At 66.7% G+C, this 14,982-nt stretch carries 18 protein-coding genes; 10 read left to right on the forward strand and 8 right to left on the reverse strand.

Features of this window, described 5'->3' with window-relative positions; translation table 11 throughout:
* The first annotated feature begins 162 nt into the window (after positions 1 to 162).
* Positions 163 to 1,683, forward strand: coding sequence for a DNA primase DnaG (gene dnaG, locus BMY29_RS12530; protein WP_074854747.1), 1,521 nt, complete (start codon positions 163 to 165; stop codon positions 1,681 to 1,683).
* 80 nt (positions 1,684 to 1,763) lie between these two features.
* Positions 1,764 to 1,958 carry a hypothetical protein gene (locus BMY29_RS12535; RefSeq protein ID WP_049991847.1) on the forward strand — a complete coding sequence of 65 codons (195 nt, stop codon included), beginning with the start codon at positions 1,764 to 1,766 and terminating at the stop codon, positions 1,956 to 1,958.
* Between the two features lie 101 nt (positions 1,959 to 2,059).
* Here BMY29_RS12535 and BMY29_RS12540 read toward each other — a convergent pair whose 3' ends face one another.
* Positions 2,060 to 3,382 (reverse strand): DUF92 domain-containing protein, encoded by a 1,323-nt coding sequence (locus BMY29_RS12540; RefSeq protein WP_049991811.1) that lies wholly within the window; start codon positions 3,380 to 3,382, stop codon positions 2,060 to 2,062.
* Between the two features lie 171 nt (positions 3,383 to 3,553).
* Between BMY29_RS12540 and BMY29_RS12545 the strand changes: the two genes are divergently transcribed.
* Positions 3,554 to 4,159: an undecaprenyl diphosphate synthase family protein gene (locus BMY29_RS12545; protein ID WP_049991848.1), complete on the forward strand. Its 606-nt coding sequence runs from the start codon at positions 3,554 to 3,556 to the stop codon at positions 4,157 to 4,159.
* 54 nt (positions 4,160 to 4,213) lie between these two features.
* Here the strand turns inward: BMY29_RS12545 and BMY29_RS12550 are convergent, their stop codons facing one another.
* Positions 4,214 to 4,597, reverse strand: a complete 384-nt coding sequence (locus tag BMY29_RS12550; RefSeq protein WP_049991812.1) for a DUF7344 domain-containing protein — start codon at positions 4,595 to 4,597, stop codon at positions 4,214 to 4,216.
* Positions 4,598 to 4,858: 261 nt separating this feature from the next.
* Positions 4,859 to 5,806 carry a polyprenyl diphosphate synthase gene (uppS, locus tag BMY29_RS12555; RefSeq protein ID WP_049991813.1) on the reverse strand — a complete coding sequence of 316 codons (948 nt, stop codon included), beginning with the start codon at positions 5,804 to 5,806 and terminating at the stop codon, positions 4,859 to 4,861.
* Positions 5,807 to 5,982: 176 nt separating this feature from the next.
* Here uppS and BMY29_RS12560 point away from each other — a divergent pair, with 176 nt between their 5' ends.
* From BMY29_RS12560 to hemA, 5 genes are all read left to right on the forward strand, one after another.
* Positions 5,983 to 6,396, forward strand: coding sequence for a DUF5778 family protein (locus BMY29_RS12560; protein ID WP_049991814.1), 414 nt, complete (start codon positions 5,983 to 5,985; stop codon positions 6,394 to 6,396).
* Between the two features lie 271 nt (positions 6,397 to 6,667).
* Positions 6,668 to 8,158: an aldehyde dehydrogenase family protein gene (locus tag BMY29_RS12565; protein WP_049991815.1), complete on the forward strand. Its 1,491-nt coding sequence runs from the start codon at positions 6,668 to 6,670 to the stop codon at positions 8,156 to 8,158.
* Positions 8,159 to 8,318: 160 nt separating this feature from the next.
* Entirely contained in the window at positions 8,319 to 9,401 is a 1,083-nt protein-coding gene (gene ahbB, locus BMY29_RS12570) for a siroheme decarboxylase subunit beta (RefSeq protein ID WP_049991816.1), read from the forward strand.
* 29 nt (positions 9,402 to 9,430) lie between these two features.
* On the forward strand, positions 9,431 to 10,087 hold the full coding sequence (locus BMY29_RS12575) for a precorrin-2 dehydrogenase/sirohydrochlorin ferrochelatase family protein (protein WP_049991817.1): 657 nt from the start codon (positions 9,431 to 9,433) through the stop codon (positions 10,085 to 10,087).
* Entirely contained in the window at positions 10,087 to 11,448 is a 1,362-nt protein-coding gene (gene hemA, locus BMY29_RS12580) for a glutamyl-tRNA reductase (protein WP_049991818.1), read from the forward strand. The genes BMY29_RS12575 and hemA overlap by 1 nt, the downstream gene beginning before the upstream one ends.
* Before the next feature lie 185 nt (positions 11,449 to 11,633).
* On the opposite strand, the gene BMY29_RS12585 is transcribed toward hemA, so the two are convergent.
* Positions 11,634 to 11,966: a hypothetical protein gene (locus tag BMY29_RS12585; protein WP_049991819.1), complete on the reverse strand. Its 333-nt coding sequence runs from the start codon at positions 11,964 to 11,966 to the stop codon at positions 11,634 to 11,636.
* A gap of 143 nt (positions 11,967 to 12,109) precedes the next feature.
* On the opposite strand from BMY29_RS12585, the gene BMY29_RS12590 reads away from it, so the two are divergent.
* Positions 12,110 to 12,373 (forward strand): glutathione S-transferase N-terminal domain-containing protein, encoded by a 264-nt coding sequence (locus tag BMY29_RS12590; protein WP_049991820.1) that lies wholly within the window; start codon positions 12,110 to 12,112, stop codon positions 12,371 to 12,373.
* Between the two features lie 12 nt (positions 12,374 to 12,385).
* On the opposite strand, the gene BMY29_RS12595 is transcribed toward BMY29_RS12590, so the two are convergent.
* From BMY29_RS12595 to BMY29_RS12610, 4 genes are all read right to left on the reverse strand, one after another.
* Positions 12,386 to 12,583 carry a hypothetical protein gene (locus tag BMY29_RS12595; protein ID WP_049991821.1) on the reverse strand — a complete coding sequence of 66 codons (198 nt, stop codon included), beginning with the start codon at positions 12,581 to 12,583 and terminating at the stop codon, positions 12,386 to 12,388.
* Positions 12,580 to 12,906 carry a DdfA family disk-determining factor gene (locus BMY29_RS12600; RefSeq protein ID WP_049991822.1) on the reverse strand — a complete coding sequence of 109 codons (327 nt, stop codon included), beginning with the start codon at positions 12,904 to 12,906 and terminating at the stop codon, positions 12,580 to 12,582. Before BMY29_RS12600 ends, BMY29_RS12595 begins: the two co-directional genes overlap by 4 nt.
* Positions 12,907 to 13,060: 154 nt before the next feature.
* Entirely contained in the window at positions 13,061 to 13,537 is a 477-nt protein-coding gene (locus BMY29_RS12605; protein ID WP_049991823.1) for an Lrp/AsnC family transcriptional regulator, read from the reverse strand.
* 104 nt (positions 13,538 to 13,641) lie between these two features.
* Positions 13,642 to 14,277, reverse strand: a complete 636-nt coding sequence (locus tag BMY29_RS12610; RefSeq protein WP_049991824.1) for an HAD family hydrolase — start codon at positions 14,275 to 14,277, stop codon at positions 13,642 to 13,644.
* A 206-nt stretch (positions 14,278 to 14,483) separates the two neighbouring features.
* Here BMY29_RS12610 and BMY29_RS12615 point away from each other — a divergent pair, with 206 nt between their 5' ends.
* Positions 14,484 to 14,957, forward strand: a complete 474-nt coding sequence (locus BMY29_RS12615) for a DUF7344 domain-containing protein (protein WP_049991825.1) — start codon at positions 14,484 to 14,486, stop codon at positions 14,955 to 14,957.
* The last annotated feature ends 25 nt before the right edge of the window (positions 14,958 to 14,982 follow it).

Below are 14,982 nucleotides of genomic sequence, written 5' to 3' on the forward strand. Positions count from 1 at the left end.
GCCGAGGATCGACGCCCGGAGCGAACGCCAACGGGTGGCTCGCGACTCGTTCGGGATTCTTTCGCAGGTCAACAGCTATTTGCCCCCCACGAACGAACTCGTATATAAACCGGTCTCTGTACGCAACTCCGCGTCACCGCCCCTCCCGGGGACAGATCTCCCATGGAAGACACTTCGAAATACCTCATTCACGCGGACGTCACGGCTGACGGGGTCGTCGAGCGGAGCGACGTCGTCGGCGCGATCTTCGGGCAGACCGAAGGCCTGCTCGGCGACGACCTCGATCTCCGCGACCTCCGGCAGTCCGGTAAAGTCGGCCGCATCGACGTCGAAATTGCGAGCACGCAAGGCACCTCCCACGGTCAGGTAACGATCGCGACCAGCCTCGACAAGGTCGAAACGGCCACTCTCGCCGCGTCCCTCGAGACGATCACGCGCGTCGGTCCCTGTCGGGCCGGCCTCGAAGTCACCGAGATCGAGGACGTGCGGGCAGCAAAGCGCAAGGAAGTCGTCGACCGCGCGAAGGAACTGCTCCAGACGGGCTTCGACGACTCGATCATGTCCTCCGACGAGATCCTCGCGGAGGTGCGCCAGCACGTCCGCGTCGAGGACATCACCGAGTACGAAGGCCTGCCCGCCGGCCCCCGCGTCACGGACAGCGACGCCATCATCGTCGTCGAGGGTCGGGCCGACGTGCTCACCCTGCTGAAGTACGGCATCAAGAACGCCATCGCGGTCGAGGGGACGAACGTCCCCGACGCTGTCGCCGAACTCACCCGCCACCGCACCGTCACGGCCTTCCTCGACGGCGACCGCGGCGGCGATCTCATTCTCGAGGAGCTCGCCCAGGTCGGCGACATCGACTACGTCGCCTTTGCGCCCGCCGACAGTTCCGTCGAGGACCTCGACCACCACGAGCTGTTCGCCGCCCTCCGGAACAAGGTCCCCTACGAGACCGTCGCCGAACTGAACGAGCCGCGGGAGGCGGTCGCCGCGACTGACGGCAGCACGACGCCAGCACCGCGGCCGTCCGAGGTAGGGACCGGGACCGCAACGGGGTCTGGGTCCGAGTCCGGGTCCACATCGTCGCCGACCGACGACGAGACCGACGGCGATACGGCCGCCGACGCCGACCTCGAAGCGAACACGGGGTCCGAGCTCGAGTCGGTGAGCGAATCGACCGGCAGCGTCGAAGCCGGCACTGACGCCGGGACCAGGCCCAACGCCGAACCCCCCGAAGCGCCGGCGAAGGCGAAAACCGAACGCACCGGCGCGAGCCGCGACCGGACCGACGCGGATGCGACCGGCGGGGGCCCCGCGATCGAGGCCGAGGTGGAAACGGAAACGGACCCAGCGTCCGAAACCGACAGCGGTCCCGAAACGGTCTACGACCACGCGGCCGAGATCATCCGAGCGGAGACCGACCGCGTCCGCTTTCTCGACGACGCGGGTGCGCCCATCGACGAGACCGACGCGAGCAACGCCTACAGCACGCTCGAGTCGCTCGAGACGACGCCGACGACGGTCGTTCTAGACGAGATCCTCGGCCAGCGGCTGCTCGACCTGGCGGCCGATCGCGGCGTCGACGTGATCGTCGCCCGCTCGCTCGGACAGTTCACCAAGCGCCCAACCGACGTCCGGATCCACGCGATCGAGGACGTCGCCGACCGACCGCCGAATTGAACCTGACCGGGAGCCGATCGACCGCTTCTCACGGGACCGTGCCGAGTAGTTGATAATCGGCCAGTGCCGAACGACCGATGATGAGTCCCCCGCCAACGGTCGCGCTCGCACTGCTCGGCGCCTGGGTGCTCCTGACCTTCTGGGCGACGAGCACCGCTGCAACTGCCCGGGCGCAGGCCGACGACCCGTTCGAGATCGCGATTCCAGACGACCAATCAGAGCACGCGCTCGACGAACCGGCTTCCGAGAACTCGTTCTCCGCCGCGGACGACTGATCTCTCCCTCGCACCCCGATCACCCCGCGCCGATCTCCGATTTTCGATACTCCCCTCACCCGACTCCCCTCGTCGCGCAGGTGTGACGGATCGGCGACCGGTCAGCCGGGAACGGCAACGGACACCACCAGCAGCGCACAGGCGAGCGCGCCGGACAGCGTCGCGAGGAAGTTCACGCCCTGATTGCCAAGGAGCGATCCCTCGAGGGTCGCCCCGAGCAGGCTGTCGACGGTCATGCCGACGATGCCGGCGGCGACGATGATCGCCGCGCCGACGGCGCCGACTTCGGGAAAGAGCGCGAAGGCCAGGCTGGCGACGACGGCCGCGCCGGTGACGCCGGCGAGTTCACCCTGCCAGGTAACGCCGCCGTCGGTGCCGGGATCGACCGGCTCGAGCGTCGTGATCAGTCGCGGCGTCTCGAAGACGCTCCCGATTTCGCTGGAGAGGGTGTCGCTCATCGCGGTCGCGATGGAGCCGGCGAAGGCGAAGAGGAACAGTTCGGGCTCCCGAGGGAGGAACCCGGCGTCGCTGGCCGCGTAGCCGAGCACCGCGACGAGCGCGACGGCGGCATTGCCGAGGACGTTGCCGCTGCCGCGCGCGCCGTTGTTGTCCTCGGCGACGCCGAGTTCCGCCTTGCGGTCGTAGCGGAACTTCGTCGAGAGACCGCCGATAGCGAAAAACGAGATGAGGACGGCGAACCAGCCGTAACCGCCGAGGACGATCGTCAGCAGGCCTGACAGGATGCCGGTGAGCATCCCCGCGATGGAGGCCGTCTCGAGGGCGTACGAAACGTACCCCAGCGCGACGGTGATCGCGAGCGCGACGACGATCTCGCCCGCGCTGATCGTCGGCTCGAGTTCCGCGAGCAGCCACAGCAGGAGGCCGACCGAAAGCACGACGATCGGATCGTCGGAGCGCAACAGGACGTCGCGGAGCAACGCCGCGAGGAACGCACCGCTGGTAGCCAGGAAGACGACGATCGGCGGCTCGGACACGACGGCGCCGACGAACGAATGCGCGATCGCCTGGCCGGCGACGGCGGCGACGGTCGCCGTAAGACAAAAGGCGGCCACGCGGCCGATGTCGTGGTCCGTTCGGAGCCGGACGAGTTGTTCGCCGAGGTTGCCGTAGCCGACGAGCAACACCGTCCCGACGAAGACGGTGACCGGCATCGCGGCCGCGGTCGCCATGAGTCCGAGCGCAACCCCCGCGAGGACGAACGTGATGAGGCCGTAGAGCCGAGCGTCCTCGTAGTCGCCCGGATAGGCGAGCAGTTCGAAGAGCGGGCCGTCGGTGATGCCGTAGGCTCCGAGTAGGACGACGCCGGCGATCGCGGCTCCCGCCCGCGGACCGAAGAGCGGAACGACGAGCGAGAGCGTACAGAGAACCGCGAACACGCCGGCTCGTCGAACGGGTGCTGTCACGATATCGGTCCCTTTCTGTGGCGTTCACTTGAAGCTTCGTGAACCCGGCTCGGTCGGTTTTCACTGGCCTCAACGGGCTGGTGCGGGCGGTCCGAATTCTCGGGTGATTGATCGGTCCGCGCCCCGTTCGAACCCGTAACCCGTATAGCACCGGCGATGAATGTCATTGCCGTGGGCTTGTACGAACGGTATCTCACGCTCCGGATCCGCCGCCACGACGGCGACCCGCCCGACCACGTCGCGCTCGTGATCACAGAGCGGGACCTGTTAGAGCGGGGCGCTTACGAGACGCTCACCGACTTCTTCGAGTGGGCCGACGAGTACGCCTCGCAGGTGACCGTCTACGTGAGCGTCCTCGACGCGGCGGCGGTCCCCGCCCTGCGGCGCGAGCTCGAGACGATCGACGCACCGCGCCCGATCGCCGTTCGTGGTCCGGAAGACAAGGCGCGCGCCGACGCCCCGATCCGGATCGGGATCGGCCTCGGCGGGAAACACGAGTTCACCAGCGCGGTCCGAACCCTCGCCGGGCGCGTCGACGCGGGCGAACTCGACCCCGACGAGATCGACGACGAACACGTCGAGGACCACCTGGTCTTTCCCTCGGAGCCGGATCTGGTGATCAAGACCGGTGCGGAACGGCTCTCGGATTTCATGATCTGGCAGTCGGTCTATTCGGAGCTGTACTTCACGGACGTGAACTGGCGGGACTTCCGCAAGCGGGACTTCCTGCGGGCGGTTCGGGAGTACTGTAATCGGTCGCGGCGGTTCGGCCAATAAGGGGAGCAGCGGCGGTCGATCGGTATCGGACCGTATGCTATTGTTTTCGCCGTTCTAACTGTTTGCACCCGCTGATTCGGGCTCGGATTCGGGTGTGCCCGCCAGGTCCGCGATCGGATCGGCGGCGGCGACGACCGGCCCGTCGAGCCGAACCGCGTCGGCGTCGCGGTCGTACTCGACGAGTTCGTACGCGTCGAGTTTCGGCAAGACGGTGTGGACGAGCGATGCGCGGACGGCGTCGACGTCGAGTTCGTCCCGGCGGGCGACGGCGTCGGTCAGCGTCGCGACCGAGAGCCGCGAGTCACACGTCGACAGGACGTGAAGGGTGAGCCGCGTTCGCGGATTCGCGAGGAGCGCGTACGCGTCGTCGAGCGAAACGTCCGTGAGCCGAACGAATCGCTCGACGTCGACGGCGGGAGCACGGGTGGGTGACGACATCGTACGTAATGTTGTCAATATTATAGATAAAGATTTTGTGGTGGGTGGGGTCCGTTCGGCGACCGAAGCGGCGTGTGGGAGCGAGGAGACCGGTCACCGTCCGGTCGCGGAGACTCCTGACCTCACCCTTCGGCCGTTCACCATCGGCCGTTCACCATCGGCCGTTCACCTTTAGCCGTCGGCACGTCGGAGCATTCGGTACTCGAACCGCCCTTCGGTCGTGGGGGCGCTGGTATGCCGTCGGCGCCCACGGTCGCGGTCTTAGTCGGCGGCCTGGCTGCCCGAGTCCCCGGTTTCCAGTTCGCTGGCGTCGATTTCGTCGACCTCGGGTCGTTCGGCGGAGGGGAGCGAGTCGCGGAACCGGTCGACGATCGAGCGGGCCTCGGCGAGTTCGGGCTCGCTGACGGCGCCCAGCAGGGCCAGCGCGCGCCTGGCGCGGGTCCGCCGCCAGGACTCCTCGCGGTGTTCGTAGGTGCGGATTCCTCGGAGAAAGTCGGTTTTGGAAAACTCCGGCCAGTAGGGCGTACAGAAGAAGACGGCCGCCTCGTTACCGTTTGCGTGCCACGGCAGGAAGTTCGACGTCCGCTCTTCGCCGCCGGGTCGAATGATGAGATCGACGTCTCGAACCGGCTGATCGTACAGACGATCTTCGATGTCTTCGACGTCGATCTCGTCGGGATCGAGGTCGCCGTCGGCGACGCCCTCGGCGACGCCGCGAGCGGCGTCGAGCAGCCGCGATCGGCCGCCGTACGCGAGCGCGATATTGAGAACGAACCGATCGTAGCCGCGAGTGCGTCGTTCGGCGTAGGCGACCGCGTCTTGGACTCGTTCGGGGAGCATCTCGGTTTCGCCGATGGCACGGATACAGACTTCGTTCTCGTGAACGCGCTCGGCGTCGCCGAACTCCCGGAGTTTATCGCAAAGGAGGTCGAACAGCGCCTCGTTTTCCTCTTCGGGGCGATCGAAGTTCTCCGTCGAGAACGTATACAGCGTCAGTTCCTCGACGCCGATGTCCTGACACCACTCGAGGATATGTTCGGCCGTCTGGGCGCCCGCACGGTGGCCCTCGTGGGCGTCGCCGCCTCGTTGGCGGGCGTACCGTCGGTTACCGTCCTGAATCACTGCAACGTGGGTCGGCGCGCCCGTGATTTCGCGGGAGAGCAGCCGCTCGTAGGCCGCGTCGGCGCACTGACGGAGCCACCGCTTCATTGCCCAAGGAAAGGTCAGCGATACCTATGTGTCTTGTGTGTTACGCACCATCATTGAGAAAGAACGGCACGCATCCGCGTTCGGCGGCCAGCGGGAGGATCGATACCCGTCAAACGACGCGTCTCCGCTCATCGGAACCGTGACGGCTATGGGTCCGGGCGCTCTCGGTCCCGACAATGGCAGACGCGAATTCGAACGCGCTCGACGAGGACCTCTACCAGCGGACCAAGGCGCTGCTCGAGCCGGGCGAGATCGATCTCAACGGGGCGATCGTCCACACCGATTACGACGGGCAGGAAGACGTCAAAATGATGCAGGCGACGATCGACGTCGGCGACATTATCGCCGACCGCTCCGGATACGACCCGAGCGAGTGCTACGTCTACTCCGGTAACGACGACACCGATTTCTCCTCGAATCAACACCAGGGGCTGACCCTGGACGACGAGGAGTTCGTCTGGGAGTGTCAGCAACTGCTTCGCGAGGGGAGTTTCGACATCGTCATCTACTACCGAGCGAGCGCGGACCACCAGGCGATCCTCGATGACGTCCGCGAGCTGGGGTACGACGTCACCGGCGTCGAAGGGTAGTCGGTCGCAGCCGACCGTCTCTTATCGGTCCGCGAGCCGAACGATCGGAGAGGACTGTTCCTGACGTCTCTGAAGGCACAACCGTTCGGAAGCGACGGCGACGACGCGCTCGAAGCCGGCAGCGGCACCGACCCGCGCCCATTCTGGGACCGAATCGGAACCACTCCCGTTCGGTTCGGTTTCGCCGCTCGTGCGCTAATACCAACCGGCGACGGTACGCGATGTTCGCCTTCCGGTGAGATTATAGCACCGTGGCACATACTGGCGATGAATGTCTTCGGATCTTTCCGTTACGGCGGACTGGAATGCACTGTATCTCAACGGGGAGTGGGTGCCGTCGGAAAGCGGCGACGAGATCGCCGTCGAGGACCCCTCGACGCGGGAGGTCGTCGCCGAGGTGCCGGCGGGCGTCGAGTCCGACGTCGATGCCGCGTACGAAGCCGCCGCGGATGCCCAGACGGAGTGGGCCCAGCGACCGCCCAGCGAGCGCAGCCAGGTCGTTCAGGGCGTCGTTCAGGAGCTTCAGGAACGCAGCGACGAGATCATCGACATCCTGGCCCATGAGGCCGGCGGCTCCCGAATCATGGGAGAGACCTCGATCCAACTGGCGACCGACCAGGCGGCCGAGGCGGCGACGATCCCGCGCCGAATGAAAGGCGAGCACGCCGAGTCCAACATCCCCGGCAAGGAGAACATCGTTCAGCGCGAGCCCAAGGGCGTGGTCACGGTGATCTCGCCGTGGAACTTCCCGCTGAACCTCTCGATGCGGGCGGTCGCGCCGGCGATCGCCGCCGGGAACGCGGTCGTGCTCAAACCCGCGACGAACACGCCGATCGCGGGCGGACTGCTGCTCGCGAAGCTGTTCGAGGAGGCGGGCGTTCCGGACGGCGTGCTGAACGTCGTTACTGGGACCGGCTCCGAGATCGGTGACCGGGTCGCCGGCCACCCCGAGAGCGACGTCGTCGCCTTCACCGGCTCGACGCCGGTCGGCCGCCGCGTCGCTTCCATCGCCGGCGAGAACCTCGCGGTCGCGGCCATGGAACTGGGCGGCAACAACGGCCACATCGTCACCGCCGACGCGGACGTGGAGGCGGCGGTCGACTCGGGGACCTTCGGCTCGTTCGTCCACCAGGGCCAGGTCTGCATCTCGATCAACCGTCACATCGTCCACGAGGACGTCTACGACGAGTACGTCGAACGCCTGGCCGAGCGTGCCGAGTCGCTGCCGGCGGGCAGCGCCCACGACCCAGACACGGTCGTCGGGCCGATCATCGACGGGTCCCAGCGCGACGAGATGCTCGGCTACGTCGAGGAGACAGTCAACGCGGGCGCGACGCTGGAAACCGGCGGCGAGACGGTCGAAATCGAGGGTGTCGACGACTCCCTGGTCGTCGCGCCGACGGTGCTCTCGGACGTGACCAACGACATGGCCGCCGCGTGCAACGAGCACTTCGGCCCCATCGCGCCGGTCATCCCGTTCTCGGATATCGACGAGGCCGTCGAGATCCACAACGCCACGGAGTACGGTCTCTCGGGGTCGGTCCACGCCGGCGACGTCGGCACCGGCAAGCGGATCGCCGAGCGGCTGGACACCGGGATGGTCCACATCAACGACCAGCCGATCAACGACGAGGCCCACGTCCCGTTCGGCGGCACCGGCGCCTCGGGCATGGGCGGGTACAACAGCGAGTCCTTCCTGGCGGAGATCACCGAGCAGAAGTGGCTCTCGCTGCAAAACGAGCGCCGAGAGTACCCGTTCTAACCGGTAACGACTCGGCGACGCGGCCCGCCGGCCGATCGGCGGGCGACGCCGCTCCGCCTCCGCAGTGAGCATCGATTCGCAGTCGCTATTTCGCGATTGTCAGTACCGGCGACCGATACCGTCCGGTTCGCTTATGCCCGGGGCGTCCTGACCGTCCCGTATGACTACGGACGTCGACCTCACGGAACGCGAGCGAGCGGTCGTCAACGCCTTCCAGGGCGGGTTTCCCGTCGTGGAACGGCCCTTCGAGGCGGCCGCGAGCGCGATGCGCGAGCGCGGGGTCGACATCGACGCGACGGAACTGCTCGAGACGATCCGAGACTTGGACGAGCGGGGCGTCCTCTCGCGGTTCGGCCCGCTCGTCAACGCCCAGGAGATCGGCGGCGCAGCGACCCTGGTCGCCATGCACGCCCCTGAGGACCGATTCGACGAGATCGTCGAGCAGGTTAACGCCCACCGCGAGGTGGCGCACAACTACGAGCGCGAACACCCCCACCTGAACGTCTGGTTCGTCGTGAGCGTCGCGGACGAGGACCGCGTCGACGAGGTGCTGGCCGCGATCGAGGACGAGACCGGGCAGGAAACGTACAACCTCCCCAAACAACAGGAGTTCCGCGTCGAAGCGAAGTTCTACGTCGACGGGCCGCTCGACGGCGGCGGCGACGTCGAGGCGGCCGGGATCGACCTGTCCGACCGCGGGCCCGACGTGACGCCGACCGACCAGGCGACCCTCTCGCCGGCCGACCGCGACCTGATCCTCGACGTCCAGGACGGCGTTCCGCTGACCGAGACGCCGTACGCGGACGTGGCCGACGCGATCAGTCGGGAGACGGAGTGGGTGCTCGAGACGCTCAAGCGGTTCGAGCGCGAGGGCAAGATCCGACGGATCGGCGTCGTGCCCAATCACTACGCGCTCGGCTACACGGAGAACGGGATGACCGTCTGGAACGTGCCGGACGACCTGGTCGCCGAAGTCGGCCCCGAAGTCGCCGCCCTGCCGTTCGTGACCCACTGCTATCAGCGGCCGCGCCACGAGAGCGTCTGGCCGTACAACTTCTTCGCGATGACTCACGGCCGCAGCGAGGACGAGAGCCAGCGGCGCATCGAGCAGGTTCGCGAGACCATGGCCGAGTACTGGGACGTCACCGACGACGACTGGGACTCCCTGTTCTCGACGCAGATCCTGAAGAAGACCGGCATCCGCCTGGACGAGCGCGCCGACGCGAACACCGAGGAGCGATAACCCCGGATGCCCGGATCCGATTTCTCACGATGATTCCGCTCCTGCACGATTTCACGGACGCGACGGTGCTCGTCTTCGGCGGCGGCCCCGTCGGCGCGCGGAAGGCCAGGCGGTTCGCCCGCGAGGCGCGGGTGCTCGTCGTCAGCCCTGCCTTCGCCGACCGGGACTTCGACGGCGCCGAACTGATCCGGGCCGCGCCCGAGCCCGACGACGTGGCCGGGTGGCTCGAGCGAGCCACGCCGGCGCTGGTCGTCGCCGCGACGGACGACGCGGCGCTCAACGAGGCCGTCGCCGAGGCGGCCCGCGATCGGGGGATCCTCGTCAACCGCGCGGACCGGTCGGGCGAGCGCGAACCGGGCAGCGTCGTCGTGCCCGCGACCGTCCGCGACGAGCCCGTCGTCGTCGCGGTCGCGACGGGCGGGACGGCGCCGGCGCTGAGCAAGTACCTCCGACGGGAACTCGAGGAGACGGTCGACGGTGCCGGCGAGGTGGCGCGGGCCTGCGGGGCGCTGCGCGAGGAGCTCAAATCCCGGGACGTGCCGGCCGATCGGCGGCGCGAGCTCGTCACCGACGTCGTCAATTCTCCGGATGTTTGGACAGCTTTACGTACTGGAGCTTCTAACTATTCGCAAGTGATCGAGGACGTGCTCGGCGAGGAACTGGCTACTGGGGGTGATCGACCGTGATGTCAACGGGGGTTGTGACCGCGGCGCGGGTAACTCACGAGAGCGGGGACGTCGATCAGCTGGCGGCCGCCAGTCCCGAGAGCCAGGCTGGTGCCGTGCAAGAACTGCTGACCGTTCCCGACATCGAGGAGGCGTACGTCCTCTCGACGTGTAACCGGGTCGAGGCGTACGTCGTCGGTCCGGACCACGCCGTCGGCCGGGCCGCGCTAGAGGAATTTTTCGCCGGGATCGACGACGAAGCGGTCGTCACGACCGACCACGACGAGAGCCTGCGCCACCTCCTGCGGGTGGCCGCCGGGCTCGACTCGGTCATCCTCGGCGAGGATCAGATCATCGGGCAGGTCCGGACCGCCTACGAGGACGCCCGCGACGCCGACGGCATCGACTCGATGCTCGAGGCCGCGGTCACGAAGGCGATCCACGTCGGCGAACGGGCCCGCACCGAGACCGCGATCAACGAGGGGGTCGTCTCGCTGGGCTCGGCCGCGGCGCGACGGGCCGAACGCGAGATTCCGCTGGATGGGGCGACCGCGCTGGTCGTCGGGGCCGGCGAGATGGGCCAACTCGCCGCCCGCAGCCTGGCGGCCGCCGGCGTCGACGAACTCGTCGTCGCCAACCGGACCGTCGCTCACGCCGAACACCTGGCCGCCGACTTCGAAGACGAGGCTGACGTCAGGGCTGCGCCGCTCGACGCGCTCGAGACGGTCGCGACCCGAGCCGACGTCGTCGTCACGGCCACCGGCAGCGACGAGCCGGTGCTCGAACCGACCCATCTCGAGGGGGCGGACGACGGCGCCGACGACGTCGGCGCAATCGAGCAGGTGATCGTCGACCTCGGCCAGCCGCGGGACGTCGCGCCCGAGACCGACGCGGTCTCCGCGGTGCGGGTCTTCGATCTGGACGACCTAGAGACGATCACCGAGGAGACCCGCGAGCAGCGGGCCGACGCCGCCCGCGAGGTCGAGGCCATGATCGACCGCGAGTTCGAACTGCTCGCGGAGCAGTACAAGCGGGCCCGCGCCGACGAGGCCATCGCCGCGATGTACGAATCCGCCGAGCGGATCAAGGAACGGGAGGTCGAGACGGCCCTCTCGCAACTCGGCGGCGAGGCCGCCGAGGAGCACCGCGAAATCGTCGAGGCGATGGCCGACTCGCTGGTCAACCAGTTGCTCGCGCCGCCGACCAAGAGCCTGCGGGAGGCCGCCGCGGAGGACGACTGGAGCACCGTCCACACCGCGCTCCAACTGTTCGATCCGGAGTTCGGCGAGAACGATCCGATCGCGCCCCTTCAGGCCGCCGCCGCGACCCACGGCGAGCCGTCGAGCGGGGACGCGAGCATCGGCGCGACCGACGACGACTGAGCGCCCGAGAACACGGGCGCCGGAACGGACACGGAAACGCAAATACGACGGTTCGGGATCGATTCTACCCACACTACTCTACACGAGAACGGATAGCTGCGCGGCAGGCGCCGCTGAACGACTGCTGAATACGACGACCGGAAACCCCTACCCGGTCGCCTCGAAGAGAGACGTGACTCGGTCCGTTACCGCTCCGGAGCGCCGTACTCGACGTGGACCGTGGGGACGCTCGCGGAGTTAGCCGCGTCGTTGCCGTTCCAGTCGACGAGTCGGACGTTGGCCATCTGGCCGGAGAAGCGGAAGCGCTGGACGCCGACGTCGATCGCGCCCTCGGCGACGCTGCCCGAGACGACGGTTCCCTCGGCTACGGGATCGTCCGCCAGCATCTCGATGTCGCCGTCGACGGCGATTTCGAAGTTCGAGGGGACGCCTCGTCCGACGATCGTAACAAGATTCGGTAACGTCGTGTCGTTTGCAGCCGCGTCAGTTTGGTTTCGTACCGGCGTATCGCGTGCCATGCTCCGATAACCCGGGCATTCCGGTATAAGCTTTCCTGTCGAGATAATGGTAAGAAAGCGTGAATACGGCCCCGTCGGCACGACCGGCCACCGGTAACTGCGCAGCCAACGTTTACGGTTACCGGTGTGGTCGGAGTCATGAGATGCTCGAACTCTACCAGGCGGAACAGTGTCCGCACAGCACCGAGGTCCGCGAGAAACTCACGGAGTTGGGCGTCTCGTACGTAATTCACAACCCCCGGCTCCCGGGCGACGAGGGGGGCGACGTGTTGAACGAGTGGGCTCACCAGGCGATGACGGACCTCGGTGGCGAGGATTCGATTCCGTTCCTCGTGGACACGGACCGAGGAGAACAACGGTACGAGAGCGACGAGATCGTCAACTACCTCGAAGAACACTACGGCTGAGCGCGAGCGGTCTCAGTCGCTCGAGGGGACCAGATCGCGGACGAACACGTCGCCGGCGACGTCGGGCGTCATCGGCGGGAGTTCCGACTCGCTGGAGTCGATCGCGTGACCCGTTTCGACGTGGTGTTCGATGGCCGCTCGGGAGCGGGTCCGCTGGGAGGATTCGTCGGCGGCGCTGACGTACCAGTCGCAGTCGAGACAGTGCTTCATCGTGACTCCGTCTCCGGCTGAACTCCTGAATTCCTTTTGGTCTCCGGTCCGGGATCGGATTCGGATTCCGAGACGAGTGTCACCCGGCCGTCGCTCTCGACGCGCACCCAGTGGCCGCGGTAGGCGAACGTGACGGTGCCGCCTGGCCGATGGCCGGCTTGCGTCGGTTCGAAGAGGGCGTCCAGCGCGGACGGATCGATGACGTCGTGGAGTGGCGGCGAGACGTCGAGCGGGTCGATACCGTCCGCGGCCGCGACCGTCTCGACGACGCGGATCGAAACCCGATCGTGGGACGAAGACCGGTTGGATGGCTGGGTATCCATTATCCGTGGAAGGGCACCGCGATGTATAAGTATCGTGGTAAGTCTCGTTGCGGCTCGCCAGCAGCAAAGATGTGTTCTGTGCCCTGAACATGAAAGAAAGTCGAACAGCGATCCGCGTCCGAAAACGAACACTGTGAAAAGATAGTAGGCAAAGCTACTCCGATTCGTCGACCGCTTCGGCGCCGAAGTGGTCGAACGGCTGGCTGTACTCCGACCTGAGCATCTCCGACCGTTCAATCTCGAGCCCGAGGGCGTCTAATTCTTCCGTGACCGCTTCGACGTCTGCGGCGTCCATGCCGACGACTTCGACGTGGAGGTTCTGGGTGCCGGTCAGCAGTTCGCGGGTGTTGACGACGTTCTCGACCTCGATCACGCGCTCGCAGAGGCTCTTTCGCTCGGAGATCGGCGCCGTACAGACGAACAGGAGGTGGTGGGGTGCACCCGCCGCCTCGTAGTTGATCACCGGATCGAACTTCTCGAGGACGCCCCCCTCTCTGAGCCGCTGAAGGCGGTTGCTGACGGTGCTCGAGGAGACATCGATCCGTTCGGCGATCTCGTCGTGCGTAAAGTCCGCTCGACTCTCCGCCTGTAAGAGGTACAGAATCGCGTGATCCGTACTATCGATATCCACGATCTATCTTCTCGGTCCACGAAAAAGGTCGCTTCCCTTGAATTGCCGGCCGTTCACGGATCGATCGAAACCGCATTCCGACCGCCGCTGTCGCCGGGTGGACGTCAGTAGAGTTCGTCGAACGACCGGACGCGGTAATCGCCGAGGACGCATCGGCCCCGCTGCTCGTGACCGACGCGTTCGACGTGGACTGCGTCGAGCCCGGCGTTCCAGGCCGCACCGACGTCGCAGGCACCGTCGCCCGCGAGCACGCCTCGATGGCCGTTGTGTCCGACGCCGAGTTCGTTCATGACGGACTGGACGGGTTCGGGGTCCGGCTTCCAGCCCGTCTCCTCGGTACAGCACAGTCGCGCGTCGAACCAGTCGCGGATCCCGACGTGATCCAGAACGGGCTCGGCGAGGAACTCCTGGCAGTGGGTGACCAGGCCGACCGGGACATCGAGATCTGCGACGAATTCCGCGTCCTCGTGGAGGAAGGTCTGTTCGGCCCGCACCGTTGGATCCTCCTCCTCGTGGAAGGCCGCCCAGAACTCTCGGGGATCGACACCCCACTCCTCCAGTTGGCGATCCCGGGAGCCGGTCAGGCCGTTCCAGATGATCTCGGCTTCCCGGTCGGTGAACTCGCGGCCGAGCCGGTTGCCGACGTGGTCGAAGATCTCCCGCGTGTAGGACCACTCGACGTCGACGAGGGTGCCGTCGAGGTCGAGCAACCAGAAATCGTAGTCGCGCTCGAGGACCATTCGGACGCACGACTACGGGGTTCGCGAGTAAATGCTTATCGCCGCGAGCGATGCGCGGGCGCGATGCTACGAACCGCGTCTCCAAAATTCCGTCGTGACGGGCGAGCGGCTCACGCAAAATTCACCACCGTTCTCGTAAGATCATAGTGTGATGGTGTCCCGTACCATCCCGAATATATAACTGGATGGTAGTTCCCGGTAATACCATGGCCGAGAGGGACGGCGACTCCGAGAGGGGCGAACGCGACACGGGTATCGAGGGTGGACCGGCTTTCCCGACGGTGACCGATGGCGGGGTTCCCGCTCTTGACGAGTTCGTACGGGTGCTAAGCGAGCGGCGCCGGCGGTGTCTCCTGTACTGTCTATGGGAGGACGACGTCCGCGACGTCGACGACCTCGCGGGGCGCGTTGCCACCCGATTGGATCGGCTGTCGCCGGACGAAGCAGCCGAGAGTCGCCGCGAGGCCGTCGAGATCTCGCTCGTCCACGTCGATCTCCCAATGTTGGAAGACGTCGGCATCATCTCGTACGACCGGCGGACTCGCACCCTCAGTCTCGACCACCCTCCGATGCCGATCGAGACGTTGGTCGACGCGTGCGAGACGCTCGACGAGTGCGCTCACGTCGACGAGCGACGCGAAAGCGGCGAGTCGACTGACGCGTCGTCTCGGGATCGGTGACGGCGTGGACCGTCGCGGACGGAAA

The organism is Natrinema salifodinae (assembly GCF_900110455.1).
Lineage (GTDB): Archaea > Halobacteriota > Halobacteria > Halobacteriales > Natrialbaceae > Natrinema > Natrinema salifodinae.

What these genes read in the sequence shown, in the direction of transcription:
- BMY29_RS12600 (WP_049991822.1), bottom strand. Translation starts at nt 12,906, where the DNA reads ATGGATACCCAGCCATCCAACCGGTCTTCGTCCCACGATCGGGTTTCG.
- BMY29_RS12565 (WP_049991815.1), top strand. Translation starts at nt 6,668, where the DNA reads ATGTCTTCGGATCTTTCCGTTACGGCGGACTGGAATGCACTGTATCTC.
- BMY29_RS12610 (WP_049991824.1), bottom strand. Translation starts at nt 14,277, where the DNA reads ATGGTCCTCGAGCGCGACTACGATTTCTGGTTGCTCGACCTCGACGGC.
- BMY29_RS12595 (WP_049991821.1), bottom strand. Translation starts at nt 12,583, where the DNA reads ATGAAGCACTGTCTCGACTGCGACTGGTACGTCAGCGCCGCCGACGAA.
- BMY29_RS12615 (WP_049991825.1), top strand. Translation starts at nt 14,484, where the DNA reads ATGGCCGAGAGGGACGGCGACTCCGAGAGGGGCGAACGCGACACGGGT.
- BMY29_RS12535 (WP_049991847.1), top strand. Translation starts at nt 1,764, where the DNA reads ATGAGTCCCCCGCCAACGGTCGCGCTCGCACTGCTCGGCGCCTGGGTG.
- ahbB (WP_049991816.1), top strand. Translation starts at nt 8,319, where the DNA reads ATGACTACGGACGTCGACCTCACGGAACGCGAGCGAGCGGTCGTCAAC.
- BMY29_RS12575 (WP_049991817.1), top strand. Translation starts at nt 9,431, where the DNA reads ATGATTCCGCTCCTGCACGATTTCACGGACGCGACGGTGCTCGTCTTC.
- dnaG (WP_074854747.1), top strand. Translation starts at nt 163, where the DNA reads ATGGAAGACACTTCGAAATACCTCATTCACGCGGACGTCACGGCTGAC.
- BMY29_RS12590 (WP_049991820.1), top strand. Translation starts at nt 12,110, where the DNA reads ATGCTCGAACTCTACCAGGCGGAACAGTGTCCGCACAGCACCGAGGTC.
- hemA (WP_049991818.1), top strand. Translation starts at nt 10,087, where the DNA reads ATGTCAACGGGGGTTGTGACCGCGGCGCGGGTAACTCACGAGAGCGGG.
- BMY29_RS12550 (WP_049991812.1), bottom strand. Translation starts at nt 4,597, where the DNA reads ATGTCGTCACCCACCCGTGCTCCCGCCGTCGACGTCGAGCGATTCGTT.
- uppS (WP_049991813.1), bottom strand. Translation starts at nt 5,806, where the DNA reads ATGAAGCGGTGGCTCCGTCAGTGCGCCGACGCGGCCTACGAGCGGCTG.
- BMY29_RS12585 (WP_049991819.1), bottom strand. Translation starts at nt 11,966, where the DNA reads ATGGCACGCGATACGCCGGTACGAAACCAAACTGACGCGGCTGCAAAC.
- BMY29_RS12560 (WP_049991814.1), top strand. Translation starts at nt 5,983, where the DNA reads ATGGCAGACGCGAATTCGAACGCGCTCGACGAGGACCTCTACCAGCGG.